Source organism: Lysobacter rhizosphaerae (genome assembly GCF_054779795.1).
In genome coordinates this window covers 830,917-855,427 of the sequence record NZ_BAAGXO010000001.1, presented here as the reverse complement: position 1 = coordinate 855,427, position 24,511 = coordinate 830,917, and the positions used below count along the sequence as shown (strand labels likewise).

Annotated in this window: 24 protein-coding genes; 6 read left to right on the top strand and 18 right to left on the bottom strand. The window is 66.8% G+C overall.

Annotation, left to right across the window (positions count from 1 at the left end; genetic code table 11):
- Positions 1 to 191: 191 nt before the first annotated feature.
- Positions 192 to 3,317 (top strand): WD40 repeat domain-containing serine/threonine protein kinase, encoded by a 3,126-nt coding sequence (locus tag ACYVGE_RS03995; protein WP_460727221.1) that lies wholly within the window; start codon positions 192 to 194, stop codon positions 3,315 to 3,317.
- Positions 3,253 to 4,236 (top strand): hypothetical protein, encoded by a 984-nt coding sequence (locus ACYVGE_RS03990; protein WP_460727312.1) that lies wholly within the window; start codon positions 3,253 to 3,255, stop codon positions 4,234 to 4,236. Before ACYVGE_RS03995 ends, ACYVGE_RS03990 begins: the two co-directional genes overlap by 65 nt.
- A gap of 321 nt (positions 4,237 to 4,557) precedes the next feature.
- Here the strand turns inward: ACYVGE_RS03990 and ACYVGE_RS03985 are convergent, their stop codons facing one another.
- From ACYVGE_RS03985 to ACYVGE_RS03955, 7 genes are all read right to left on the bottom strand, one after another.
- Positions 4,558 to 4,932, bottom strand: a complete 375-nt coding sequence (locus ACYVGE_RS03985; protein ID WP_460727219.1) for a hypothetical protein — start codon at positions 4,930 to 4,932, stop codon at positions 4,558 to 4,560.
- Positions 4,932 to 5,375 (bottom strand): hypothetical protein, encoded by a 444-nt coding sequence (locus tag ACYVGE_RS03980; RefSeq protein WP_460727217.1) that lies wholly within the window; start codon positions 5,373 to 5,375, stop codon positions 4,932 to 4,934. Before ACYVGE_RS03980 ends, ACYVGE_RS03985 begins: the two co-directional genes overlap by 1 nt.
- A complete protein-coding gene (locus tag ACYVGE_RS03975) occupies positions 5,372 to 5,572 on the bottom strand; it encodes a PspC domain-containing protein (protein WP_460727215.1) in 201 nt (66 codons plus the stop codon). Before ACYVGE_RS03975 ends, ACYVGE_RS03980 begins: the two co-directional genes overlap by 4 nt.
- Positions 5,573 to 5,602: 30 nt before the next feature.
- The gene (locus ACYVGE_RS03970) at positions 5,603 to 5,995 is read right to left on the bottom strand and encodes a YfeK family protein (RefSeq protein ID WP_460727213.1); all 393 of its coding nucleotides are present in this window, start codon (positions 5,993 to 5,995) and stop codon (positions 5,603 to 5,605) included.
- Positions 5,996 to 6,039: 44 nt separating this feature from the next.
- A complete protein-coding gene (locus ACYVGE_RS03965) occupies positions 6,040 to 7,125 on the bottom strand; it encodes a class III poly(R)-hydroxyalkanoic acid synthase subunit PhaC (protein ID WP_460727211.1) in 1,086 nt (361 codons plus the stop codon).
- Positions 7,122 to 8,165, bottom strand: a complete 1,044-nt coding sequence (gene phaE / locus ACYVGE_RS03960; RefSeq protein ID WP_460727209.1) for a class III poly(R)-hydroxyalkanoic acid synthase subunit PhaE — start codon at positions 8,163 to 8,165, stop codon at positions 7,122 to 7,124. The genes ACYVGE_RS03965 and phaE overlap by 4 nt, the downstream gene beginning before the upstream one ends.
- Before the next feature lie 265 nt (positions 8,166 to 8,430).
- A complete protein-coding gene (locus ACYVGE_RS03955) occupies positions 8,431 to 9,063 on the bottom strand; it encodes a CDP-alcohol phosphatidyltransferase family protein (protein ID WP_460727207.1) in 633 nt (210 codons plus the stop codon).
- A gap of 118 nt (positions 9,064 to 9,181) precedes the next feature.
- Between ACYVGE_RS03955 and dinB the strand changes: the two genes are divergently transcribed.
- The gene (dinB, locus tag ACYVGE_RS03950; protein ID WP_460727310.1) at positions 9,182 to 10,291 is read left to right on the top strand and encodes a DNA polymerase IV; all 1,110 of its coding nucleotides are present in this window, start codon (positions 9,182 to 9,184) and stop codon (positions 10,289 to 10,291) included.
- A 74-nt stretch (positions 10,292 to 10,365) separates the two neighbouring features.
- On the opposite strand, the gene ACYVGE_RS03945 is transcribed toward dinB, so the two are convergent.
- From ACYVGE_RS03945 to ACYVGE_RS03915, 7 genes are all read right to left on the bottom strand, one after another.
- The gene (locus ACYVGE_RS03945) at positions 10,366 to 12,462 is read right to left on the bottom strand and encodes a M13 family metallopeptidase (RefSeq protein ID WP_460727205.1); all 2,097 of its coding nucleotides are present in this window, start codon (positions 12,460 to 12,462) and stop codon (positions 10,366 to 10,368) included.
- Positions 12,463 to 12,612: 150 nt separating this feature from the next.
- Complete coding sequence (locus ACYVGE_RS03940) at positions 12,613 to 13,749, bottom strand: glycerophosphodiester phosphodiesterase family protein (RefSeq protein WP_460727203.1); 1,137 nt, start codon at positions 13,747 to 13,749, stop codon at positions 12,613 to 12,615.
- 79 nt (positions 13,750 to 13,828) lie between these two features.
- Entirely contained in the window at positions 13,829 to 14,977 is a 1,149-nt protein-coding gene (gene cfa, locus ACYVGE_RS03935; RefSeq protein WP_460727201.1) for a cyclopropane fatty acyl phospholipid synthase, read from the bottom strand.
- Positions 14,978 to 15,007: 30 nt separating this feature from the next.
- A complete protein-coding gene (locus ACYVGE_RS03930; protein ID WP_460727199.1) occupies positions 15,008 to 15,850 on the bottom strand; it encodes a DUF3298 and DUF4163 domain-containing protein in 843 nt (280 codons plus the stop codon).
- Between the two features lie 99 nt (positions 15,851 to 15,949).
- Positions 15,950 to 16,663 carry a pseudouridine synthase gene (locus ACYVGE_RS03925; protein WP_460727198.1) on the bottom strand — a complete coding sequence of 238 codons (714 nt, stop codon included), beginning with the start codon at positions 16,661 to 16,663 and terminating at the stop codon, positions 15,950 to 15,952.
- A gap of 86 nt (positions 16,664 to 16,749) precedes the next feature.
- Positions 16,750 to 17,028, bottom strand: a complete 279-nt coding sequence (locus ACYVGE_RS03920) for a GNAT family N-acetyltransferase (RefSeq protein WP_460727196.1) — start codon at positions 17,026 to 17,028, stop codon at positions 16,750 to 16,752.
- A 45-nt stretch (positions 17,029 to 17,073) separates the two neighbouring features.
- Positions 17,074 to 17,859 (bottom strand): hypothetical protein, encoded by a 786-nt coding sequence (locus ACYVGE_RS03915; RefSeq protein ID WP_460727194.1) that lies wholly within the window; start codon positions 17,857 to 17,859, stop codon positions 17,074 to 17,076.
- 195 nt (positions 17,860 to 18,054) lie between these two features.
- On the opposite strand from ACYVGE_RS03915, the gene ACYVGE_RS03910 reads away from it, so the two are divergent.
- Positions 18,055 to 18,246 (top strand): hypothetical protein, encoded by a 192-nt coding sequence (locus ACYVGE_RS03910; protein ID WP_460727192.1) that lies wholly within the window; start codon positions 18,055 to 18,057, stop codon positions 18,244 to 18,246.
- A 22-nt stretch (positions 18,247 to 18,268) separates the two neighbouring features.
- Here ACYVGE_RS03910 and ACYVGE_RS03905 read toward each other — a convergent pair whose 3' ends face one another.
- From ACYVGE_RS03905 to ACYVGE_RS03895, 3 genes are all read right to left on the bottom strand, one after another.
- Complete coding sequence (locus tag ACYVGE_RS03905; protein WP_460727190.1) at positions 18,269 to 18,871, bottom strand: rhomboid family intramembrane serine protease; 603 nt, start codon at positions 18,869 to 18,871, stop codon at positions 18,269 to 18,271.
- A 53-nt stretch (positions 18,872 to 18,924) separates the two neighbouring features.
- A complete protein-coding gene (locus ACYVGE_RS03900; RefSeq protein WP_460727188.1) occupies positions 18,925 to 20,487 on the bottom strand; it encodes a POT-type proton-dependent oligopeptide transporter in 1,563 nt (520 codons plus the stop codon).
- A gap of 143 nt (positions 20,488 to 20,630) precedes the next feature.
- On the bottom strand, positions 20,631 to 21,263 hold the full coding sequence (locus ACYVGE_RS03895) for a glutathione S-transferase family protein (protein WP_460727187.1): 633 nt from the start codon (positions 21,261 to 21,263) through the stop codon (positions 20,631 to 20,633).
- Between the two features lie 185 nt (positions 21,264 to 21,448).
- On the opposite strand from ACYVGE_RS03895, the gene ACYVGE_RS03890 reads away from it, so the two are divergent.
- Both ACYVGE_RS03890 and ACYVGE_RS03885 read left to right on the top strand, forming a co-directional pair.
- A complete protein-coding gene (locus ACYVGE_RS03890; RefSeq protein WP_460727185.1) occupies positions 21,449 to 23,224 on the top strand; it encodes a M14 family metallopeptidase in 1,776 nt (591 codons plus the stop codon).
- Positions 23,225 to 23,340: 116 nt separating this feature from the next.
- Positions 23,341 to 23,727, top strand: a complete 387-nt coding sequence (locus ACYVGE_RS03885) for an MliC family protein (protein ID WP_460727183.1) — start codon at positions 23,341 to 23,343, stop codon at positions 23,725 to 23,727.
- A gap of 5 nt (positions 23,728 to 23,732) precedes the next feature.
- Here ACYVGE_RS03885 and ACYVGE_RS03880 read toward each other — a convergent pair whose 3' ends face one another.
- Entirely contained in the window at positions 23,733 to 24,458 is a 726-nt protein-coding gene (locus ACYVGE_RS03880) for an FFLEELY motif protein (RefSeq protein ID WP_460727182.1), read from the bottom strand.
- Positions 24,459 to 24,511: the final 53 nt, after the last annotated feature.

Genomic DNA, 24,511 nt, shown 5'->3' with positions numbered 1-24,511 from the left:
CCTGCGCGCCGTTATCCGTATCAGTGAAATTGGTGTACCTGCGCACGCAGGCTGACCGGCGGCAGGGCCTGCAGCCGTTCCAACCAATGGCGAGTCGAGCCAAAGGTGCGACCGACGTCCCCGGAAGCGCATGACCACGACGCGACGGAGCCGAGATTGCCGCACTTGCACGGCTCCGTCCCGGACCTGACGTGAACGACGACGACTCCAGCAACCCCGCCTCTGGCTGGTGGCTCAATTCGACACTGGCGCGGGTGGCATTGGGCAGGGACACCCGCAGCCGGGTCACCCGCTCCACACGCCTCACGCTTCCGCCCGAAGCCATGCCGGCCATCGACCTGGACGATCCGCTCCAGCGCGAGTTCGGCGACTACGAACTGCTCGAGGAGATCGGCCGCGGCGGCATGGGCGTGGTCCACCGCGCGAGGCAGCGCGCGTTGAATCGCGAGGTGGCGGTGAAGCTGCTGACGGCAGGCTTGTGGGCCACGGAAGAATTCGTCGAGAACTTCCGTCTTGAAGCCCAGAACGCGGCGATGCTGCAGCATCCGAACATCGTCGTGGTATACGGGATGGGCGAACACGCAGGGCTGATCTTCTATGCGATGCAGCTGGTGCGCGGGAAGAGCCTGTCGCAGCATCTCGACGACTCGGGGCCAATTCCACCGCGCGAGGCGGCCAGGATCCTGCGCACGATTGCGGAAGCCGTGGACTACGCGCATCGCCTCGGTGTGCTGCACCTGGATCTGAAGCCGGGGAACGTGCTGATCAACGAAGACGGCGAGCCCCTGGTCGCCGACTTCGGCCTGTCGCGCCGGCTCGAACAGGCACTGGAGCACCTGCGCATCTCGGGGACACCCGGTTACATGGCGCCCGAACAGGCGCAGCTCGACGGCCCCCCGCTCTCGCCTGCCACCGACGTGTGGGGGCTGGGTGCGATGCTGTACGAGATGGTGACGGGCCGCACGCCGGTCGAGGCGAGCGACTCCGCCCGTGCACTGGCATCGCTGCGCGAAGACGAGATCCGGCCGCCTTCGCACTATCGTGCGCTGCCGGCCGATCTCGAGGCGATCTGCCTCAAGTGCCTGTCGCGCGATCCGGCACAGCGTTATTCAAGCGCCCGCGAACTGGCCGACGACCTGGGGCGTTTCGTCGAAGGCCGCGCTGTCACCGTGCGGCCGCTCAACGTCCTGCATCGCACCGCGCGTTGGGCACGACGCGAGCCCCGACTCGCAGCGGCCGTGTTCTCCGCCGTCCTCGCGCTGGTGCTCGGTCTGGTCGTCTCCACCCAACAGTGGCAGCAGGCCAGGGCGCACGAAATCCAGGCGCGGCAGAACCTGTGGTCGCAGCGACACGAGACCGCGTGGCGCCTGTTCGAAAGCAATCGCGGTTACCACGCCATCGCGGCCCTGGCGGCCAACCTGCGCGAACAGGAATCCGCCGGCGACCGCGATGCGGCACAACGCGAACGCCTGCGCCTTGGCCTCGCGCTGGGCCAGATGCCGATGCTGATCGACGTGATCGACGTGGGTGCGCCGATCGACACGATGGCGCTCAGCCCGGACGGCCGTCACATAGCACTTGGCCTCAATCCGCTCCAGGTGGCGATGTACGACCTGACGACCCGACGGCAACAGTGGCGCGTCCGGGTGTCCTTCGGCGGGGGCGACGCCAATACGGACGGCCAGCTCAGGCGCCTGCAGTTCACGCCCGATGGCCGGTATCTGGTGGTGACCCGGCACTGGCCGATGCTCCAGATGCGACCGAGTGGCCAGATGCTGCGCCTGGCGGTGGCCGATGGTCGCCAGACGCAGCCTGCTTCCGACACGGGTTACGTCGACCAGACCTGGAGCGACGATGGTCGTTACGTGCTCGTGCACCCGCGGGCGCCGCGCCCCGAGACGCAGCTGTTCGATGCGCAGACCTGGAAGCCGGTCAGTCCTGCAGTGCCCGCGGACACACGGGAGTGGCTGATCGCTCCGCAGGCGAAGTTCATCGTCAGCTCGTTCGATGGCACAACCAGCGTCGCAATCCGCGATCCCGCCACGCTGCGTGCCCGTCATGAACTCATGCCCCAGGACAGGGCGCATTACGTCATGGCCTGGGCGGTGGCGCCGGATGCAGGCTGGCTGGCACTGGGCCGGGCCAATGGCGACGTGCTCCTGGTCGATCCCCGCACGGGAACGCGACGCGACCTGCTTCCCCATCCGCGCGATGCGATCAACTGGCTGCGCTTCAGTTCCGACGGTGCACTGCTGTCCGCCAGCGCCAAGGACGGCAGCCTGCACGTCTGGTCGGTGGCCGACGGCCAACTGCTGGGGCAGCCGCTTCAGCTGGACGATGAGTTGTGGGGCCATCAGCTGGAGCGCAATGGCGATACCGCGACTGTCCTCGCCATGCACTGGGATCGCGTGTCGCTGTGGGGGCTGGCCGGTACAGCGCAGTTGGCTGGCGTGCCCGTGCCGCTGGCGCCGGACATCACCCATCCCGCCTACATCCCCCGCTTCGCCAGCGCATTCGACCCGGCGCACGCAGTGCTGGCTACCGGCGGCACCGAAGGCAGCCTGCGACTGTGGCGGCTGCCGCCGTCGCCGTTGCGCGCTGCGCTCGGTGCTACCCAACGCGAGGACCCGCTGCGTTTCGACGGCGAGCACCTCGTCGCCGTCGACGGCCGCAGGACCTGGGTATTCAACGCGACCGACCAGCGCCGTCTGTCGCCGATCATCGAATTGCCACAGCCCGTCGGCTTCGCCCTGCTCACTCCCGACAGTCGAAGCCTGATCGCCAGCAGCGGGCCCGAGGTGCATGTGTTCGACTGGCGCACCGGCCGACGCCGCTATCCACCGATCGTGCTCGATGGTTCGCCCGCCCGGATGCTGCTCGGCGCGGATGGTCGCAGCCTGCTCACCAGCACCGCCGCGTACCGTGCCGGCATCGGCAACCTCGATCGGATCCAGGCGCACGCGCTGGCCGATGGTCGGGCGCTGGGCCCGGCCGCGCTCGTGCACATCGCCGACTGGAAAGGCACTCCCGACGGCCGGCAAGTCGCGATCGCCGCCGACGGGGCCGTGACCCTGCGCGCGCTCAACGCGCTGGACCGGGTGATCCGGACGTTCGGCAAACCTGAGCCTGCGCACCGGCACCTGCAGTATCTGGCCGTCGCCGATCGCAACGAACTGGCACAACTGCGACTGCGATGGGAGACCGACCCGAACTCGCCCGCGCAGGTCTGGATGGAACGCTGGGCATTGAACGATGGCCGGTTGCTGCGCCGTGCGCGGCTTGTCGGACTTCGTTGCCCAGATCGCCTTCGGAAGTGACGGAACGCATCTGGTCGCGCGAACGTTCCTGGGCCGTTGGCTGGTGTGGCACGTCGAGGCGGATCGACGCCCGGCGCGCACGGTCGCCGACGAGGCCACGGTGCTTGCACCCGAACCAGGTCGCCTCTTCGTGAAGCCCCCGCCGTCGCTGCGCTCGGCATTGCACGCTCGCGATCCAGGCGCCGCACTTCTCGTCGTACCGGCTGCGATCTCGCCATGGTCGTGCGTTGCGCCGGAAAACACCGTGCCCCCGCGTCTGCCGGGCGTGCCAACGCAGCTTCTCGACCTCAGCCGCTACTACAACCGGCCGCTGCGCCCCAAGGGCAGGCAGTGGTACGACTTCGAAATCACCAATCATTGCGAGCTACCTTTCGGACAGCAACGATTGCTCGGCGTCGATTACGACATCCGCGGCCGCGTCGTTCTCGGCGCCGTGCAGGAGACTAACAACCTGCCGTTCTCTCCGCCGTCGTTGCGCATTCCCCTGGCGTCGCAACGCTTCGCGGCGATGCACGTGCTCGGCTTCGCCGGTTACAGCGATGCCGCGAACGGAGACCGGCTGGCGGTGCTGCGCCTGCATTACCACCACGGCGCACCCGCAGAAATGCCGCTGCGGTTCGGCATCGATTTTGGCCACGACCAAGGGGAGCAGCCCACGCTCGCAGCGGTAGGCTGGGAAGGCCCGACGCTGACCGCACAGTCACGCGCGGGCGGCACGGTGCTGCGCGTGTACACGCTGCGCGTGCCCAATCCGCATCCCGACCGCGACGTCAGCGAGATCGAAATCAGCACCGTGAGGCCCATCTGGTTGGGCCTCAGCATCATCGCAATTACCCTGGAACCGGTAGTGGGCACGGACCCGGCCATCGCATCCGCCGCGCGGCAGGATGCAGCTTCATCGATGCAAAAGCCGAGGTGAAGAGGACCGCATGCGTTGTACGCCACCGCCGGACGCATGGGACGCGGCATGGGCGAATCGATCGAACGCGCGCTTGAAATGCGGCGTGCTTAAAGCGCCGTGCTGTCGCCAGACATAGAGAAGGCCCAGTCTTCGAGGATTGAAACCCTCTGGTGGCTGAGCCTTCCGTTTGCCGGAGTTGTTGCAGCGAGTTTTCAGGCTCGTTACTTGTTCTCCGACGCCCGCGAGGTTACCGCAGCGCCTGTTATTACAGGATCAAGACAAGCTTAGGCAGCACACAAAAAAACCCGTGCAAGTCCGCTTTTTCGCGCCGCCCCGCATTCAGTCAGAGAAGCCCGAGCTCATACGCAGCACCCCGAGCAGCAGCAGTACCAGGGCAACCGCGCTGGCCCAGGCCAGCAGTGCGCCGAGTATCCCCATCCATTCCCGGCGGCGCGCGAAGTAGCCCAGCAGGGCCAGTGTTGGCACGATCAGCAATGCCAGGAACACCAGGCCTTCGATGAGATTGTTCCTGCCAGTGGCAAAGCTGGCCACCATCGGAAGGGCGACCGCCACCCACAGGAACGTGAACGCGATCGTCGCCCAGCCCAACCCGAACCCCACCCGCAGCGTGCCCTTCGTCGTGCGGGCAATACCGCCGTCCGTCGGCCGCGATGCCGGCGGCGCATAGGGGGAATTGTCGATCGTCTCTGCCACTAATGGCTCCAGGGCCACCAACCGCGGCCCGTCTGTGCGTAGCGATCCGCCGCGCGCTCGAACGGATTACGCACACTGATGCCGCCGCATGCGAGGTACAGCGGAAGGAACATCAACCCCAGCGCCATGTACTGGTAGACATGGGCGCGCTCGTGGTCGGCAAGCGCGATCGGTGCCTCGTCGCCATGCCCCGCGCGATGCGCGTAGGTCACGCAGGTCGAATCCAGCGTGTCGCCGGTATGGAGGATCACATTGCCCAACGTCAGGGCCCCGCCCGGCCCCCACGGCCAGCGGTGGAATACCAGGGCGAGGTCGCGGGGACGCCAGTGCGCGTGTGCGCCAAAAGCCAATCCCACGATCCCCGCGATCAGGCCCAGTACGGTGTTGGGCAGGGCCCACACCAGGCCAAGCACGATCGCCAGGCGACGCAGGACTGGATTCAACTGCCCTCTTCCGGAATCAGCAGCCACAGGATCAGGTAGACGAGGATGCCGGGGAATGCCGCGGACGCGATCGACAGGACGACGTAGATGACGCGGACCAGCGTCGAATTCCAGCCGAAGCGCTGCGCAATGCCGCCCATCACACCGGCCAATATGCGGTCGTGGCGGGAGCGGGAAAGCGATCTCGTGGCATTCATGGGAACCGCTCCCAGGAGGTTAAGGCGAGTCTAGCGTGCCGGGCTTGGGTTTGCCTTGCGCATTTCGAGCAGCCGCGCGCGCAGCCAGGCCGCCGAGTCCACCACCGGCTTGCCCGGGCAACGCACGCTGTAGGCGCGGCCGCTCATGCTGCTCTGCGTGCCGGCCCGTTCGATGAACTGTTCGGCCGTGGCGACCTTGTCGTGCTCGCGCAGCCATTCGTACTTGCGGCGCAGGTGCTCCTCGGCCTTCGCCGCCGGGTACCAGGATCCGTTGCGCTGGAAGTCGCAACCGGAGCCGCCCAGCGCCGCGATCAGCTGGTCGATCTCGCGCGCCGCGGTGGGCGGCGGTGCGGAAAAAGCCGGCAGCGACAGCAGCAAGCCGGCAAGCAAGGCGAACGAACGGTTTGTGCGGGGACGATTCATGCGCCAAGCCTGTGAGCCGCGAGCTGAACCCACTATCAAGACGCCTACCGCGACCGCTGCGCGAGCCAGTCGTGGATCGCCGACGGCACTTCGCGCTGGGCACGGCTCGAGACGTAGATGCCGATGTGCCCACCCTTGAAGGAGAGTTCGCTGTAGTCGTCGCTGCCAACGAGGCCTTTCAACGCGCGGGAGGCACCAGGCGGCACCAGGTGGTCCTGCTCGGCAAAGATGTTGAGCACCGGCATGTCGACGTAGTGCAGGTCCACGGCGCGGCCGCCGATCTCGATGCCGCCATTGACGAAGCCATTGCGCTGGTAGAACTGGGTGACGAACTGGCGGAACGCCTCGCCCGCCTGGTCGGGTGAATCGAAGATCCACTTTTCCATGCGCAGGAAATCTTCCATCGCCTGCTTGTTGTCGAGGATGTCGACCATGCCGACGTACTTCTGCACGAACAGGCGCCATGGCTTGAGCGTGAGGTAGGTCCAGTTCATCAGGTCGGCCGGGACATTGCCGAGCGTGTCGACGAAGGCATCGACGTCGAGGCAACGCACCCAGTTCGACAGCATGTTGTCGTCGCCGTGGAAGTCCACCGGCGTGACCATGGTGATGAGGTTGCGCACTTTTTTCGGATTCAGCGCGGCGTAGCACAACGAAAACGCACCGCCCTGGCAGATGCCCAGCAGGTTGATCGAATCCATGCGGTATTCGCGGCGCAGGTGGTCCACCGCACCGCCGAGGAAGCGCTGGATGTAGTCCTCGAGTTCCAGGTAGCGGTCCGAACGGTCCGGGTAGCCCCAATCGATCACATACACATCCTCGCCACGCTCGAGCAGGCCGCGCACGATGGATTTGTCGCTCTGCAGGTCGACCATGTAGGGACGATTCACCAGCGCGTAGCTGATCAGCAGCGGCACACTGGCGGTCGGCGCGCGGTCGCCCTTGAAGCGGTACAGCACGACCTTGCCGTCGCGCCACACTTCCTCGCGCGCAGTGGCGCCGTAATTCACTTCGTCGACGTCATGCAGCGTGTCCAGGCCGGCACGCAGCTTGGCCTGCATCTGCATCGCTTCCTGCGCCAGGGTTTCGGGCGTGAAGCCGAAGGGGCCGTGGAGATCGAAGCCGTTCATGCGCGTGTTCCCTTCGTCTTCGACGGGGTCTTGTTGGACGGGGTCTTGTTCGGCGAGCTCTTGCTCGACGGGCTCTGGGCGGGCTTGGCCTTCGTTGCCTTGGCCTCGCCGGCCTCGGCCGTTCCGGGTGAAGCAGCAGCCGGGACGGCAGCACGGTCCTGCATCGCGTCCCGCAGCCGGCGCAGTTCGCGTTCGAGCTGCACGATCTTGCGGTGGGCGGCATCCATCTCGGTGCGGGACGGTATGCCGACCTGCTCGCAGTACTGCTCGACCTCACGCTGCAGGGCGGCCCGGACCTTCATCTGCGCATTGACGTAATCGCCGTAGGTCTCGCGGAAACGTGGCGACAGCGCGATCTCCGCGTAGGCGTCCTCGGCGGCGTCGATCCACAGGTCGAACAATGCACGCGCGGAGGCGAGTTGGCGGCCCGGCTCGCTGCGTTCGGCGAGCTTGTCCTCGAAACGGCGGAACGCCAGCTGGGTGGCTTCGGCCATCAGCGCGTTATAGGCGCTGCTCTTTTCCTGGTAGTCGACCTGGGCCTGCGCCAGCGCCTGCCAGCGCTCCTGGTGTTCGCGGGCGAAGCCGAACGCCGGCATTCCCAGCCAGCTGCGGCCGTCGCGCTGCATCGATTGCAGCATCGGCCCCATCTGCTCCATCCACTGCTCGACGCCATGCTGCCCCGGTCCGGACATGCCCTTGAACATGTCGGCGAAGGCATTGGCGCCGTTCGCGCCGAGCATGCGCTGCCAGGCTGTGGCGATATCCGCTGGCTGCGCATTGCGTCCGGCGAACTGCGCGGCCAGCTGCTGCATCTGGCCCATCCACTGCTGCGCCTGGGAATTGAAACGGTTGATCGCGTCGTCCGCGCCGCTGGCCGGGTTCGCCGCGGCGCCCTTCGCCAACTGCGACCACCAGCCCAGGGCGTCATTCCAGTTCGGCATCGTGGGTTGGGCCGGCGCGGCATTCGTCCGCATCGCATCACCCCAGGCGCCCCAGTACTGGCGCGCGAGCCGTTCAAACTCATCGAATCCGCTGGCCATCCGCATTCCTCCGTCAAGGCGACGGATGATAACGCCCTGGTTGTTACCGGGATTGATCAAAGCGGCGCGCGATCCTGTCCTTTTCCCCGCCTGCGGGGAGAAGGTGGCGCGCAGCGCCGGATGAGGGGGCCAGCGCAGCGAGCTGCATTTGGCCCGGCATGACATAGCAGGAGCACGAGCAACAGCAACTCGCTGGCGCTCGCTCCCCCTCAGCTGCCCCTTCGGGGCATCTTCTCCCCGCAGGCGGGGAGAAAGGAGAAGTTCCCTAGGGCTTGGGGATGTGCAGGGTCTTGCTGATCATCAGCGAGCCGGACAGCGCGAACATCAGCACCAGCGGATGGAACTGCCACGGGCCCAGCTGCAGCATGCCCAGCCATACGTTTTCGCCGATCGCCCCCTGCCACGCGGCGGCCGCGAGCACGACGACCAGCACCAGGCTGGTGGGAATGGGGGTTCCCTCGAAGTACTTCACCTTGTCGCCGCCGCCCGACAACGATTCCGCCGTGACGTTGTAGCGCGCCAGGCGGCTCACGCCGCAGCCGACGAAATAGCTCAGCACCGCCCAGTCCCAGCCGCCCTGCAGGCCGCAGGCGTAGGCCAGCGCGGCCGGGGCGACGCCGAAGGAGATCACATCCGCGAGCGAGTCCAACTCGCGCCCCAGCGTCGAGGAAGACTGCCGCCAGCGCGCCACGCGTCCGTCGACCGCGTCGAAGATGAAGGCCGCTGGAATCAACGCCATGCCGACCAGCAGGTCGCTCACCACGCCGTCCTGCAGGAACCGCATCGCCGCGAAGATCGCGCCCGTGCCGCAGAAGGCATTGGCCAGCGTGAACCAGTCCGCCAGGTGGAAGCCGCGGATCATGGAGAAGTGGCGCCGGTTGGGGGATGGCTTGTTCATGCCCGCGATGCTGCCAAGCGCAGGGGCCCACGGCAAGCTCGGCTGTCGTGCGGCCAGGAAAACCGGGCGCAGCCGCTACACTTTCCGGGTGCCTTCCCCGCCTGCCACCACGCCGCCCCTGACCGCCGCACCACGGAAAATCGTCCACGTGGACATGGACGCGTTCTATGCATCCGTCGAGCAGCGCGACGATCCCGACCTGCGGGGCAAGCCCGTGGTCGTGGCCTGGCGCGGGGCACGCTCGGTGGTATGCGCGGCCAGCTACGAGGCGCGAAAGTTCGGCGTGCGCTCGGCGATGCCAGCGGTGCGGGCCGAGCGGTTGTGTCCGCAAGCCGTCTTCGTGCCGCCGGATTTCACCCGCTACAAGGCGGTGTCGCGACAGGTGCGCGAGATCTTCGCGCGCCACACCGACCTGATCGAACCGCTGTCGCTGGACGAGGCCTATCTCGACGTCACCGTCACCAAGACCGGCTTGCCGACCGCGACGGAGACGGCCGAAGCGATCCGCGCCGCGATCCGCGAGGAGACGCAACTGACCGCGTCCGCCGGCGTGGCCCCGAACAAGTTCCTCGCCAAGATCGCCAGCGATTGGCGCAAGCCCGATGGCCTGTTCGTGGTCCGGCCGCACCAGGTGCTCGCCTTCCTCGAACCCCTGCCGGTCGGCCGCCTGCCCGGCGTGGGCAAGGTGATGGAGGGCAAGCTCGCACAATTCGGCATCACCACGGTCGGCGACCTGCGGGCGTTGCGCCTGGAGGAACTGGAACAGCGTTTTGGCCGTTGGGGCCAGCGCCTGCACGAGCTCTCGCTGGGCATCGACGACCATCCGGTCCAGAGCGAACGCCCGACGATGCAGATCTCGGCCGAGGACACCTTCGAGACCGATCTGCTGCTGGAAGAACTGGAGCCGCACATCCGGCGGTTGGCGGAAAAGGCGTGGGCCGGCTATGAACGTGAGCGCGAGTCGGAGGACGGGCGCCTGGCGCGCACCGTGGTCTTGAAGTTGAAGACCGCCGACTTCCGCACGCTGACGCGCAGCCTGACGCCGCTGGCGCGTCCCGAGTCGTTGCGGCAGGTCGCCGACATCGCCTGCGAGTTGCGCGCGCGCGTGGAGTTGCCGAGCCGCACGCGTTATCGCCTGGTGGGCGTGGGGCTGTCGGGGTTCGTCGATCCCGACAGCGCTGCCGCGCAGGACGACCTGTTTTCAGCGACGGACGAACCGCAGCCCTGAAAGCGCCGCCCGTGAAAGCGCCGCTTTGAAGCGGGCCGGGGCAGACGCCAATGGCGCCTGCCCTGCCCGTTCGATCACCAGATCACGACCCGCTTGTCGCCGCTGCGCACCATCGGATCGCCGTCCTTGCACTGGAACGCCGCGGCGTACTGCGGCATGTTCGAGGGCGGCGCGATGGCACGGAAATTCGCCGGTGCGTGCTCATTGGCGGCCACCAGCACCTTCAGCGACTCGGGCGTCATCGTGCTGCGCCAGCTCAGCGCGTAGCTGGCGAAGAAGCGCTGGTCGCGGCTCATGCCCTCGACCATCGGGTCGGGCGTGTTGCCCGCCGCCTTCTTCATCGCGTCGTAGGCCACCTCGATGCCGCCGAGGTCGGCGATGTTCTCGCCCAGGGTCAGGCGGCCGTTGACCTTCATGCCCGGCAACGCCTCATAACCGTTGAACTGCTGCACCAGCTTCTCGCTGCGCGCGGCGAAGCCCTTGGCGTCGGCCGGCGTCCACCAGTTCTCGAAGTTGCCGCTCGGCCCGAAGCGGCTGCCCTGGTCGTCGTAACCGTGCATCAGTTCGTGGCCGATGGTCGCGCCGGTGTTGCCGTAATTCAGCGCGTCATCCGATTTCGGATCGAACAGCGGCGGCTGCAGGATCGCTGCCGGGAACACCACTTCGTTGAGCTGCGGGTTGTAGTACGCATTCACCGTCTGCGGGCTCATGCCCCACTCGGTGCGGTCGACCGGCTTGCCGATCTTGCCGAGGTTCCACCGGTAGTTGAATTCGTTCGCGGCCAGCACGTTGCCGATGTAGCTGTCGCGGCTGGTCTGCAGGCCCGCCCAGTCGCGCCACTTGTCGGGATAGCCGATCTTGGGCGTGAAGGTCTCCCACTTCGCGACCGCCTTCTGCCGCGTCGCGTCGCCCATCCACTCGAGTTTCTCCAGGCGCGTCTTCAGCACTTCGCGCATGTTCTGGACCATCTCCAGCACCTTCGCCTTGGATTCGGCCGGGAAGGCCGCCTTGACGTACAGCTGGCCCATCGCCTCGCCGGTCTCGCGGTTGATGGTGCCGAGTACCCGCTTCCAGCGATCCTTGATCTCCTTCTGGCCGTTGAGCGCCTTGTTGTGGAATTCGAAGTACTGCTGCGCGTAAGCGTCGCTGAGGTACGGCGCGGCATCGTCGACGGTGTGGAAGCGCAGGTAGCTCTTCCACGTCGCCGCCGGCACGTCGCCGAGCATGCGCGCGAATTCCTGCTGGAACTCGGGCATGGCGAGCGAGAACATCTTCGGCGCTTCGAGTCCCTGCGCGGCAAAAAACTTGCTCCACGGGAAAGCCGGGGTGAGCTTGTCGGCATCGGCCGCCGACACCGGGTGGTAGTAGAGCTCGGTGTCGCGCGAGAGCTGCTCGTTCGACTTCGACACCTTGGCCAGGCGCGTCTCGAACGCCAGCACATCCTTCGCCTGCGTGGCTGCATCGGCGGCCGGGATGCCGGACATTTCCAGCAGCTTGGCGATGTGCGCCTGGTAGGCGTCACGCGCCTCCTTCTTGTCGGCGTCGAAGTAGTAGCCCCGGTCCGGCAGGCCGAGGCCATCCTGGGTGACGTAGGCGATGTTGGTGTTGGAATCCTTGAAATCGGGGCTGGGCCCGAAATCGAAGACGAAGCCCTCCCCCTTGGCGAACGACTGGCGCAGGAACTCGGCGACCGAGGCGCCGTCGCTCAGCGCGTCGATCGCTTCCAGGCGCGACTGCAGCGGCTTGATGCCCTGCGCGTTGAGCTTGGCGGTATCCATGCCGGTGGCCCAGATGTCGCCAACGATCTTTTCCACGCCCGTGCCCTTGTCGGACGCCGCATGCTCCGCGAGCTGGTGCTGTACCGCGAGCGAGCGTTCACTGATCGCTTCGTACAGACCCCAATCGGTGCGGTCGGCCGGGATGGGATTGGCCGCCTTCCACTTGCCGTTGACGTAGGCGTCGAGGTCGGTGCAGGCACCTTTGCCTGGATCCAGGTCGCTCGCCATGAACCCGGCCACCTGCGGCAGCTTGCTTTCGTCCAGCTTGAATCCGGGTGCGGTCGTGGATGCCTGGGCCTGCGGCGCCGCTTGCTTGTCGGCATTGCAACCAGCGAGTGCAAGTACGCCGAGGATGCAGCCGGCGGCCAGTGGTTTGATCGAGGGAACGGACATGGAAGTCTCCGTGGAAGGTCTGGTGCCGCCTGGTCTGCAAGGCCCGTCACAGCCGGCGGTGCGCGCCGACCCTAGCAGCAGCGCAGCGGCGGATGCATGTGACGTTTGGACTAGACGCCGGAACGGCCGCGCACGCGCGGCTTCGCTGGGTCATGAGACCTTGGTGGCGCCGAGGAAGAGGTCGCGAGCCGCCACGCCGAGATCGGGCTGGTCGATGAAGAAGCCCTGCACGCCCAGGCCAAGCAGGTACAGGGCCTCGGCGACGACCGGCGGCTCGAGGCGCGGCGTCCGGGCCGGGGGAGCTTCCTCGGCGCGCAGCGTGTAGGGATGCACGACCAGTCCCGCCTTCAGCGCGTGGGCCAGCATTGCGGGTACCGGATCGGAGTCGACGTGCGGGGCGTGCGACAGCAGGTCCCGCTTCGATGGCCCGAGGCCACTGGCGTAGTTCGCCTTCATCCAGAGCAGGGCGGCCTCGGTGGCCAGCGCCTCATATCGCGTCATGGCATCGATGCCGCCGACCGCAGCCGACAGTCCCCCATAGATCGCGGCGAGATCGGCACGTTGCGCGACGTTCCAGTGGAAGTCGTAGGGCCCGCTCGAATGGATGTCGCCGAACAACTGCACCAGCGGAAAGTCCAACCCCGCCGCCGGCATGATCGACTGCTTCAACTCGATCAGGTTGGCGACCTCGAAACTCTGGATGTAGACGCGGCGCGGATCGGTGAAGCCCTCGGCAACCAGCATCTCCACCAGCTTGCGTCCCAGCGGAATCCCGATCGGGCTGCCATCGAGATGGCGACCCTCGCTGGCGAAGTAGGTCGGGTGCTTGGTTTCCGGATACACGCCGACCACGCGGCCGTCGCGGCTCTCCGACTTCGCCAGGCGTATGACTTCGGTGAAGGTCGGGATCTCGAACATGCCGTCGAAGCGTGCGTTCGCGGGTCGCAGATAGGGAATGCGTTCCTTCGCGCGCAGGACCTTGAGTTCGGCCAGGGTGAAATCCTCCGTGAACCAGCCGGTCTTCGTAGTTCCATCCACGGTCTTGGTGACGCGGCGATCGGCGAATTCGGGGCGGCTGGCGACGTCGGTGGTGGCGGAAATATCGTTCTCGTGACGGGCCACCAGCACACCGTCCCGGGTCGCGACGAGATCGGGCTCGATGAAGTCGGCGCCCTGGCGGATCGCGAGCCGGTACGACTCCAGTGTGTGCTCCGGCCTGTAACCGCAGGCGCCGCGGTGGCCGATGACGATCAGGCCCTGGTGGTTCGCGCGCTCGGTCGGGCTCACGGCATTGGGGTCCTTCTCGGCTGCCGGCGGAATGAACTGACGCCGATGATGAACCTGTTTCAGCCGCGGGCGCAGCTTGCTAGCGCGGTGCGTCGTAACCACCGCGCACGCCGTGCGGCGACAACACCAGTTGCCACAACTGGATCCGCCGGGCGCGGAAGCTCGCCATCGAACCGGCAAGGTAGAAACGCCACATCCGGCGGAATCTCTCGTCATACGCCGGGAGGCTTTCCCAGGCGGCTTCGACATTGTCGCGCCAGGCCTGCAGGGTGCGGTCGTAGTCGGGACCGAAGCCGTGCCAGTCCTCGATCACGAACAGGTCCTCGACGGCCTGCGCGATCTGTGCCGCCGAAGGCAGCATGGAGTTCGGGAAGATATACCTCGCGATCCATGGATCGGTGCGGTACTGCGAGACGTTGTTGCCGATGCTGTGCAGCAGGAACAGACCGTCGCCCGCGAGGCAGGCGCGCGCGACATCGAAATAGCGGCGGTAATTCTTCACGCCGACATGCTCGAACATGCCGATGGAGAAGATCCGGTCGAATTTTTCGCCGAGTTCTCGATAGTCCTGCACGCGGATCTCGATCGGAAGCCCCGCGCATAGCCGGCGTGCGAATTCGGCCTGCTCGCGCGACACCGTGACCCCCACGCCGCTCACGCCGTACCGCTGCGCGGCGAACTTCAATGCCTCTCCCCAACCGCAGCCGATGTCCAGCACGTGCATGCCCGGCTGCATGCCCAGCTTGCGGCACACCAGGTCGAGCTTGGCTTCCTGCGCCTCGTCCAGCGACCGCGCCTGTCGCCAGTAGCCGCAGCTGTACACCAGGCGCGCGCCCAGCATCGCCGCGTAGAGGTCGTTGCCCAGGTCGTAGTGGCGCTCGCCGATCAGGAAGCTGCGACTGCGCGACTGCAGGTTCTGCAGCTGCGCGCGGATGGCGTCGAGCACATCGGCTATCCCGCGCACGCGCTCGTCGATGCGCGCATCCAGCAGGTGGTACAGCAGGCCGTCCAGGGAGCGCGCATCCCACCAGCCATCCATGTACGACTCGCCCAGCCCCAGCGACCCCTGTGCCAGCAACCGCGTGGGCAGCCGCGGGTCGTGCATCTGCAGGTCCCAGTCGCGGTCGCCATCGATGCGGACGTCGGCAGGCGCGAGCAGGCGTTCCAGCCGCCGCCGGAAGGGTTGCGGCCGCGTCGCCGCGAGATGGGTAGGCTGCGTCGCAGACATGGTGGTCAGCTCACAGAGGGGCGCACGGGATCAGCCTCCTTCGAACAGGCTCCTGTACGCGGGCGCGATATGGGGAAGCAGGGATGCCGCCGGCACCTCCACCGTCTGCGTCCCGTCGGAATAGGGGCCGACCTGGTAAGGCGCAAACACGAAGCGCAGCCCACGGATGCGGCCATTGGCACCGACCAGCGGTTCGAACTGGCTGAAGTGCTCCGGGTCGGGTGACGTGCCGTCGTCGATCATCTTGTTGGCGCCTTTGAGCACTTCCACGCGCTCGGCAGGCGGGAGCTCGTCGGCATCGACACGTTGCGACAACGCGGTGTGCAGTTGCTCGCGAACGAGACCCGAAATGGCTTCCAGGCCACCGGCATCGGTGACGAGATCGCCGATCCGCAGTTGCTTGCCCTGCTGCGGCAGCCATACCCAGCGCGCGATCAGCGGCGCTCCATGGGCGCCGCCGGTGTAGCTGCTGCCGTCGACGCCCACGGCCACCAGCGTCGGCGAGGCATAGAGTTCGGAGAACGGCAGCACCAGTTCGTACGGTGCCGAGCTGCCGGCCTTTTCGCGCCCTTTCGCCGCTTCCAGCAGCTCCGCACGCGCGGCCTCCGCGTAGCGCTTGAGCTCCGTGGCCAGCGCGGGATACCGGCTCGCCACCGCTGGATAGCTGATGCCGATGACATAGTCGGGGGTGTTCTCGGTGACGTCCCTGAGGTCGGCGGCGACGGTCGCAGCCGTTGTCGCAGGCGCTGTCGTAGCCGCCGGAGCCTTCGCGGGCATGGCCGGCTGTTCCGCGGATTCGCGCTTGCAGCCAGGAACCGACGCTGTCGCAAGCAACGCCAGGAACAACGAAGCGCGCAGTGGGGGTCGGCGCATGGGCAAGTCCTTGTATTCCCGGCGACAGTATCGCGCAGGAACGTGATTTCCGTATTCACATTTGAACGCGAATCGCCGCTCGAAGCGGCACTCCGCAGGTCACCAGTCGGTGCGTTGCGGCAGCAGGCCCCGCAGCTCGGCATCGGTGAGATTGCGCCATTGGCCGATCTTGAGATGGCCCAGCTTGACGTTGCCGATGCGCACCCGCACCAGCTGCTTCACCCGATAGCCGAAATGCGCCGCCATCAGGCGGATCTGCCGGTTGAGCCCCTGCACCAGGGTGATGCGGAACCCCACCTTGCCCAGCCTGCCGGTCCGGCAAGGCAGCGTGGTCTGCCCGTGCAGGGGCACGCCACGGCTCATGCCGCGCAGGAATTCGTCGGTGACGCCGTGGTTTACCGCGACCAGGTATTCCTTCTCCAGCTTGTTCTCGGCGCGCAGGATCTCGTTGACGATGTCGCCGTTGCTGGTGAGCAGGATCAGCCCTTCGGAATCCTTGTCGAGGCGACCGATGGGGAAGATGCGTTTTTCGTGGCCAACGAAGTCGACGATGTTGTCCTTGACCGTCGACTCCGTGGTGCAGGTGATGCCGACCGGCTTGTTCAAGGCGATATAGACGTGTTTGCGCTGGCCCTTGCCCGCGGTGCGGACCTGCAGCTTCTGGCCGTCGACGAGGACGGTATCGCCCTCGCCCACTTCGGCGCCCACGCGTGCGCGCAGGCCGTTGATGGTGACCCGGCCTTCGGCGACGAGGCGGTCGGCCTCGCGGCGCGAGCAGTAGCCGGTGTCGCTGATGTGCTTGTTGAGGCGCATGAAGTGACGCGGGGTCCTGGGGGTCCTGGAGCGGCCGGGAATGATACGCCCCTTCGCCCTCCGCCTTGCCGCGGGCGAGCCTGCGGCTACGCCAGCAGGTCGCCGTACTGCTTGTGCTTCTGCACCCACAACGCAGCGTAGGAACACGCCGGCCGCACCCGGAGGCCGGCACCCCGCGCGAATTCAAAGGCCGCGCGCACCAGCTCGGAGGCGATGCCGCGGCCCTCGACCAGTCGCGGCACGCCGGTGTGGTTGATCACGAGGATGTCGCCGTCGTAGTGGTAGGTCACCTCGGCTTCCTGGCCATCGACGACGGTGGTGAAACGGTGGGCGACCGGGTCGTGGTGGACTTCATAGCGCTGCATGACGTTCAGGCGGGGACTCCGGGACGGAATGACGGGAGAGCGAGTCTAGTGCTTCGCATCCTGGCGTCCCTGGCGATGGCGATCCCGTTCACTGATGCTGCCCTGGGTGGCGTCCATCCGGCTCTCTGCCCGATGCAGGTCCTCGGCGTGGGCATGGGCCGCGGCTTCCTGTTCCGCATTCCGGATCGGTGCGGCATGGGGCGCAGGATGGCCATGGTCGGGGTCGAGCTGCCGCCAGGGCGGCGTCTCGCGGTCCCGGGCATGCTTGGCTTCCAGCAACTCACGGGTGTTCGCCAGGGCTTGTTCGGGCGTGATGTGGTGCGGCGGCTTGCGGGCGCGCGAGGTCGCCTTGCGCGGCGGCGCAGCGCGGCCTGCGGTGGCCTGGGTCGGTGGCGCGCCGGTGGCGGCAACCGGGCGAACGGGCATGGAACTGCTTCGTGCCGGCCGCAGCGGCGCCTTTTTCGCGACCTTGGTTGCAGCCTTCTTCACCACTTTCGCTGATGTCGCCGCCTTCGCGGCTTTTGCCACCTTGCGTGCCGGGGCTTTGCCCGGCTTCGCCACAACGGCCTTGCCTGCCGGCTTCGCGGCGGATTTGCGCGCGGCCGCGGTCTTGCGCGCCACCTTCTTGGCGGCTGTCCGCTTGGCGACCTTGCGGACGGCCTTCTTTGCGACGGACTTCTTCGCGACGGCCTTCTTCACCGCCTTTTTGGCCGCCGTTTTCGCCACTTTCCTGGCGGGCGCCCTGCGTGCCGCGGCCTTGCGGGGTGCGGCCTTCTTCGCCGCCTTCTTCGCCGTCTTGCGGGCCGTCCCGGTGGTCTTGCGCGTTGCCATGCTGCCTCCGTGGTCAGCGCGAGTGCGCGCCTCTGCGGCTGCGACGGATAGCATGCGCGGCATTCACGCGGGGTGAGCGGAGGTGCTGACCGCCCGCGTCACCCGAATACGTTGATGTGCTTGCAGCGGGCGCCGGATGCCCCCTAGCCAAGTACCGGCAGCTGTCTTCACTCCGCAACCCGCGAAGAACCAGCCATGGCTAATCCGCACACCTATGAGCAGTCCAGCGACGAAGTCCTGATGAGCCGCTACTTCGAGCTGTCCGACCATCCGGACGAAAACGCGGACGAACTGGCCGCGATAGATGCTGTCATCCAGGCAAGGTTGTTTGCCGCCTACGGCGCATCCGAGCCGGGCTCGTCGCCCAGGGTGCGCTACGCCGCTTGAACTGCGCGCGGCTCCGCCGCTCCTACAGGAACCGCGGATTCATCATCTGCACCAGGAATGACTGCAGCACGCTCGGCTCCATCAGCAGCATGAACATCACGCCGTACGCCGCGCCCGACAAGTGCGCGCTGTGGTTGACGTTGCCGCCGCCCTGGCGGTCCTTCCAGAACGAATAGGCGACATAGCCGATCGCGTACAGGAACCCGGGCACCGGCAACGGCACCATGATCCACATCCACGGATCGAGCAGGATCGAGGCGAACAGCACCGCCGACACGCCACCCGAAGCACCGAGGCTGCTGTAGCGGGGATCGTGCCGGTGCTGCATGTAGGTCGGCAGGATCGCCACGACTATCGCCGACAGGTAGAACAGCACGAAGCCGATGGGGCCGATGAAATGGGTCATCTCGTGTTCGACCACGCGGCCGAAGAAGTACAGCGTGATCATGTTGAACAGCAGGTGCGACCAGTCCGCGTGGATGAAGCCATGCGTGAGCAGGCGGTCGAACTGCTTGTTCTTGTCGATCGCCGGCGGCCACAGAATGAGGCGCTGCAGGACGGCGGGCCGTTCGAAGGCCAGCCACGACACCGCTGCGGTCACCGCGATCAGGATGATGGTCAGCATTGCTCAGAAGATCCTCGTTCCAGTTTCAGTCGCGCGCATGAAATCAGCGCACCTCAGGCCCGGTAGTGGTCCTGCATCGGATAACGTCGCGCATACAACGCGAACGCCAGCGCCGCCAGCATCGCGAACCCGGCAAAGAAAAACATCAGGAAAGCGGTTTCGCTCAGGCCCGTCTGCGCGATGTTCGAGGTCACGCCCTCGTTGCGTACCGCGGCGTTGCTCAGCAACACCCACAGGTTGCCGACGGTCACCGAAAGCATCCAGAAGCTCATGATCGTTCCCTTCATCGACGTCGGCGCCTGGCTGTAGGCGAATTCCAGTCCCGTCGCGGAGACCAGTACCTCGCCCATCGTCAGCAGCGCGTAGGGCAGCACCTGCCACACGATCGACACGGGATCGCCACCGTCGATGGCCAACTGCAGGCAGCCGGCGACGATCCATGCAACGGCCGAGAACGCGATGCCCGTGCCCATGCGGCGCAGTGCCGTCGGCTCGATGCCCATCCGGCGCAGCAGCGGATACAGCACGAGGTTGTTGAAGGGAATGATCAACATCACCAGCGCCGGGTTCAGCGCCTGCATCTGCGCGGCCTGGAACCACTCCGGCTTGGTCATGAGTTCGCCCTGGATCACCCAGGTGGACGCCTTCTGGTCGAACAGCGACCAGAACGGGGTGACCAGTGCGAATACGATCAGGATGCGCAGCACCGCGCGCACGCCATCGACCGCCTCATCGGGATGCGCGCCGCGTGCGCGCTCGAGCTGCATCGACGCGCCAAGGCCGCCGAAGGCCATCACCAGCACCAGGGCGAGGCAGAACGCCGGTACGAATTCCAGCGAACCGGCCAGCCACATTCCGAACGCGCCCAGCGCGAGCACCGCGCCCAGCACCGCCATCGCCAGCCCCATGCGCCCCTGCCCGGCCTTCCGCGCCGTCAGCGCCGTGCGCACGACGTTGAGGAAGGAATGCGGGTTCGGCGGCGAGGCCGGCACGTGGGTGTACTTGTTGCGTCCGGCCCAGAAGATCACCACGGCCAGGAACATCAGCGCGCCGGGAATGCCGAACGCCACCGCCGGACCGAAGCCGCGCAGGAAGATCGGCATCAGCAGGGAGGCGAAGAAGCTGCCGAAATTGATCGTCCAGTAGAACGCGTCGTAGACGACCTTGGCCTTGCTCTTGTTGCTCTGGTCGAACTGGTCGCCGACGAAGGCCGAAACCAGTGGCTTGATGCCACCCGACCCCAGCGCGATCAGCAGCATGCCGGTGTAGAAGCCGGTGGGGTTGTCGACGAACAGGGACAGGCAGACGAAGCCCAGCACGTACACCAGCGACAGCCACAGGATGGTGTTGTACTTGCCGAAGAAGCGGTCGGAGATCCAGCCGCCCAGCAGCGGGAAGAAGTACACGCCGATCACGAAGGTGTGGAACACGTCCTTCGCCATGTGTTCGCGCTCGCCCTGCGAGGCGATGTACATCAGCAGCGTCGAAACAAGGAACGGGGTGAGGATGTTGCGCATCCCGTAGAAGCCGAAGCGCTCGCAGGCCTCGTTGCCGATGATGTAGGGGATCTGCCGGGGTAGCTTCCCGGCGCTGGCGGTTTCGATGGCTGCAGTCATGTGATCGCGCGGGTCCAAGCCGGCCCCAGGGGCCGGCAGTTTCGAAGGTCAGGAAAACGGCGTGGCAAGCCCGCCGGCCCGCGGCAGGTTAACACCGCCGTGGTGGCCGGCATCCGGCGAACGCCACCGCCTGTTTCAGGCGTTCAGGCCCATTCGGTCAGGCCTTCTCGTTCATACAACGTCGCGAACGAGGGCCGCGTCTTCATCCGCTGCGCGAGTGCGGCCAGGTGCGGCCACGTCGTTGCGGGCTGCGGCATGTTGCGCGACCAGCGCATCAGCATCGTGAGATAGAAATCGGCGGGGCTGACCCGGTCGCCAAGCAGGTACGGACCGTGCGCACCCAGGTGCGCATCGAGCCGGTCCCATGCGGCCTCGATGCGGGGGCGGACGTATTCGCGTGCGGCGTCCTCGTTCTCGGCGCCTGCCACCTCATGCGGATACCACCATATCCGGAACAGCGGTTGCACTGCATTGGCAAGATGGAACATCCATTGCAGGTACTGCGCGCGCAACGGACTGTCCACTTCGGGCACCAGCCCGGGCTGCCCATGACGCTCGGCGAGCATCATCACCAGCGCGGCGCATTCGAAGCGCGGCGTGCCGTTGTCGATCAGCGTCGGGACCACGCCGTTGGGGTTGAGCGCAAGGTACTCGGGCGACTTCTGCTGTCCCGACTTGGTGTCGACCAGGCGCAATTCGTGCGGCACGCCAAGTTCGATCAGGAGCCAATGGACCAACATGCTGGCGGCACCGGGGGCGTAGTAGAGCGAATACATGCGACAACTCCGAAGGACTGTGCGCTGATGATCGCATGCAGCGGCCGTGGCGGCTGCTGACAGCATGGCGGCAACAGCAAACGCCGGGCGCCGCCCTTCCCCATGCCGCACCCCGCTAAGATCGCGCCGCTGCCGCCTCCACCAAATCCGCGCACCTCCTCCCAATCTCGACTGCGAACCTGACCATGCTCCGCACCCTCGTGCTCGCCGCCGGCCTCGCCGCCGCCATGAATGCCCATGCCCAAGCCGCGCCCGCGCCCCCCGGACTCACCACCGTCTCGGAACGCAGCGGCTTCATCAAGACCGGGCGTTATGAAGAAGTGCTCGCGCTGTGCGCGGCCTTCCAGCAGCGCTATCCCGAAGCGGTGCGCTGCTTCGACTTCGGCACCACGCCGGAAGGCCGGCCGATGAAGGCGCTCGCGGTCAGCACCACCGGCAAGCTGGACGCATCGGCGGCACGCGATGCCGGCCTGCCCGTGCTGCTGGTGCAAGGCGGCATCCACGCCGGCGAGATCGACGGCAAGGACGCGGGTTTCCTGCTGCTGCGCGAGCTGCTGGCCGGCAACGTCAAGGACAGTCCCCTGGACCGGCTCGTGCTGCTGTTCGTGCCCGTGTTCAACGTCGACGGCCACGAACGCTTCGCCGCCTGGAACCGTCCGAACCAGCGCGGCCCCGAGGAAATGGGGTGGCGTACCACGGCGCAGAACTACAACCTCAACCGCGACTACATGAAGGCCGACGCGCCCGAGATGCAGGCGATGCTGCGGCTGGTGAACGAGTGGGACCCGCTGGCGATGATGGACCTGCACGTCACCGATGGCGCGAAGTTCCAGCACGACGTCTCGATCAATGTCGAGCCCACCGAAGGCGCCGACGAGCCCCTGCGCAAAGTCGGCAAGGCGTGGCGCGACGGTGTGCTCGCGCAACTCAAAAAGCAGGGCTCGATGCCCCTGCCGTTCTATCCCTCGTTCGTGGAGAGCGACAACCCCGCGTCGGGCTTCGAGCACGGAGTCGCCCAACCCCGCTTCTCGCAAAGCTACTTCTCCCAGCGCAACCGGCTCGGAATGCTGGTCGAAACGCATTCGTGGAAGGATTACCCGACCCGTGTGCGCGTCACCCGCAACACGGTGCTTGCCGCCGCCGGGCTGGTCGCGGCGCACGGCAAGGACTGGCTGCAGCAGGAACGCGCGGCGGATGAGCGCGCCGCGAAGCTCGGCGGCCAACCGGTCGCACTGGACTACAAGGCCACCGCCAAGGCACGCACGATCGCCTTCCAGGGGTACGCCTACACGCGCACCCCGTCGGAGGTTTCCGGCGCGCTGATGACGCGCTACGACGAGACCAGGCCACAGGCCTGGAACATTCCGCTGCGCGACGAGATCGTGCCCGACCACGTCGTGGACGCGCCGCGCGCGGGCTACCTCGTTCCGGCCGCGCACGCGGCCTGGGTGGGCGCGAAACTGCAGCAACACGGCATCGAATTCCGCCGCCTCGAGGCGCCGGTGCCCGGTGCGGCCGTCGAGGCCTTCCATGCGGACAAGGCGAAATTCGCCGCGCAATCCTTCGAAGGCCACCAGAGGCTCGATGCGACGGGCGCGTGGACTCCGGAACAGCGCGACCTGGCCGCTGGTGCGTTGTTCGTACCGATCGCGCAAGCCAAGGCGCGACTGCTGATGGCACTGCTCGAACCCCAGGCACCGGACGCGCTGCTGGCCTGGGGCGAGTTCAATACCGCCTTCGAGCGCAAGGAATACATGGAGGATTACGTTGCCGAGGAAGTCGCGCGCGAGATGCTGGCGAAGGATCCGGCGCTGAAGGCGCGCTTCGAACAGCGCCTGAGGGACGAGCCCGATTTCGCCAAGGACCCCGCGGCGCGGCTGGAGTTCTTCGCCCGCCTGCATCCGTCCTGGGACCGGTCCTACAACGTCTATCCGGTGCTGCGCCTGAACAGCTCACCATGAACAAACGCGTCATCGCTGCAATGTGACTGTGCTCACGCACCGCGGGCACGATCGCTATCGACGTGGGTGTAGCCTGCGCCGGTCGCCTCCTGCACTCATTCCATTCGAGCTACACCATGGCCGCCTTCCGCCCGCAACTGTTGTTCGCCGCTTCCGTGCTCGCCGTTTCGCTGAGTGCGTGCAAGCCGGCGAGCGAAAAGGCCGCGACGCCCGCGGAAGCCGATACGACCGCGGCCATGCCGGCATCGACGCACAAGACGGCATCGGTCGTGACTCGCTGGCATTGCGAAGGCATCAGCGTCGCCACCCACTTCGATGACGACTCGCTGGAATCCATCACGCTCGAAACCCCGGAACGCACCCTGACGCTCAAGTCGATGGCCAACGAGGACGGCGCGCGTTTCGCCGATGCCGCAGGCAACGAATTCTGGAGCCGCCCCGGCAAGGTGAGCCTGGCGCTCGTCGGCCAGTCCCCGCTGGAGTGCCGCAAGGACCGCGGCTAGCGTCCTTACGCCATGCGTCCCCGGAAGGGATCCGGGACGCCAGCGAACAGACGGCGCGCTACGTCGCGTTCGTCCGCTTCGATCTCGTCGATGAAGCCGCGCGCATCGCCCAACCCTGCGAAAGCCTCGAAGCCACGTTCGAGGAAGCCCTGCAATTCCGCCACCCCCGCCGCGCGTGCCGGACCGCGCGAGAGCTTGAGCAGCAGGGCCACCCCGGGCATCCGCAGGGCGCCGGCCAAGCCGATGCCCACGCGGGAAATCAGGTCGATCTGGTGCGTGCGCAGGCGCGGCAGTCCGGCGTCGCGATAGACCTGCGCGTACAACGCGGCATCCAGCGTGCGTCGCCGTCCCCCGGAATCTTCCAGCGCGCGGGCGAGCCGCAGGTCGAAGGCGTGCGTGAGCAGGCCCAGTTCGATCGCGTCGGACAGGGTCCCCAGCAGCGCGCCCGGCAGCAGTCTCTGCATCATCGGCAGGACCCTGGCGATATCGGCGTCGCGCCGGCTGAAGTCGCGGTCGTTGTAGACGTCATTGAGGAAGAACTGCGCCGCGGGACGCCGGCGCGGGTCGCGCAGGAACCGGTCGAAGCTCACCTCCAGGCGCTCGGCCTGCCAGCGCCGGACTTCGGGCACCCAGCGCAGGCCATTGCGCGGCTCGCGGAGCGGATCGTGCAGGGCCTGGTGGCGGGCCAGCAGGCAACCCAGACGCTTGGGGAGATCGTTCGTGCGTGACATCCAGCCGGATGATCCGGGGCGGACGCGCGGGTGGCAACCGCCCGGCGCAAACC

Excerpts from the sequence above, each read along its gene's own strand:
- ACYVGE_RS03910 (WP_460727192.1), top strand. The coding sequence starts at position 18,055 with ATGGCTAATCCGCACACCTATGAGCAGTCCAGCGACGAAGTCCTGATG.
- ACYVGE_RS03970 (WP_460727213.1), bottom strand. The coding sequence starts at position 5,995 with ATGAATCGTCCCCGCACAAACCGTTCGTTCGCCTTGCTTGCCGGCTTG.
- ACYVGE_RS03915 (WP_460727194.1), bottom strand. The coding sequence starts at position 17,859 with ATGGCAACGCGCAAGACCACCGGGACGGCCCGCAAGACGGCGAAGAAG.
- ACYVGE_RS03900 (WP_460727188.1), bottom strand. The coding sequence starts at position 20,487 with ATGACTGCAGCCATCGAAACCGCCAGCGCCGGGAAGCTACCCCGGCAG.
- ACYVGE_RS03965 (WP_460727211.1), bottom strand. The coding sequence starts at position 7,125 with ATGAACGGCTTCGATCTCCACGGCCCCTTCGGCTTCACGCCCGAAACC.
- ACYVGE_RS03890 (WP_460727185.1), top strand. The coding sequence starts at position 21,449 with ATGCTCCGCACCCTCGTGCTCGCCGCCGGCCTCGCCGCCGCCATGAAT.
- ACYVGE_RS03895 (WP_460727187.1), bottom strand. The coding sequence starts at position 21,263 with ATGTATTCGCTCTACTACGCCCCCGGTGCCGCCAGCATGTTGGTCCAT.
- ACYVGE_RS03955 (WP_460727207.1), bottom strand. The coding sequence starts at position 9,063 with ATGAACAAGCCATCCCCCAACCGGCGCCACTTCTCCATGATCCGCGGC.
- ACYVGE_RS03930 (WP_460727199.1), bottom strand. The coding sequence starts at position 15,850 with ATGCGCCGACCCCCACTGCGCGCTTCGTTGTTCCTGGCGTTGCTTGCG.
- ACYVGE_RS03880 (WP_460727182.1), bottom strand. The coding sequence starts at position 24,458 with ATGTCACGCACGAACGATCTCCCCAAGCGTCTGGGTTGCCTGCTGGCC.
- ACYVGE_RS03920 (WP_460727196.1), bottom strand. The coding sequence starts at position 17,028 with ATGCAGCGCTATGAAGTCCACCACGACCCGGTCGCCCACCGTTTCACC.
- ACYVGE_RS03990 (WP_460727312.1), top strand. The coding sequence starts at position 3,253 with ATGGCCGGTTGCTGCGCCGTGCGCGGCTTGTCGGACTTCGTTGCCCAG.
- ACYVGE_RS03885 (WP_460727183.1), top strand. The coding sequence starts at position 23,341 with ATGGCCGCCTTCCGCCCGCAACTGTTGTTCGCCGCTTCCGTGCTCGCC.
- ACYVGE_RS03945 (WP_460727205.1), bottom strand. The coding sequence starts at position 12,462 with ATGTCCGTTCCCTCGATCAAACCACTGGCCGCCGGCTGCATCCTCGGC.
- ACYVGE_RS03975 (WP_460727215.1), bottom strand. The coding sequence starts at position 5,572 with ATGAATGCCACGAGATCGCTTTCCCGCTCCCGCCACGACCGCATATTG.
- ACYVGE_RS03905 (WP_460727190.1), bottom strand. The coding sequence starts at position 18,871 with ATGCTGACCATCATCCTGATCGCGGTGACCGCAGCGGTGTCGTGGCTG.
- ACYVGE_RS03925 (WP_460727198.1), bottom strand. The coding sequence starts at position 16,663 with ATGCGCCTCAACAAGCACATCAGCGACACCGGCTACTGCTCGCGCCGC.
- phaE (WP_460727209.1), bottom strand. The coding sequence starts at position 8,165 with ATGGCCAGCGGATTCGATGAGTTTGAACGGCTCGCGCGCCAGTACTGG.
- cfa (WP_460727201.1), bottom strand. The coding sequence starts at position 14,977 with ATGTCTGCGACGCAGCCTACCCATCTCGCGGCGACGCGGCCGCAACCC.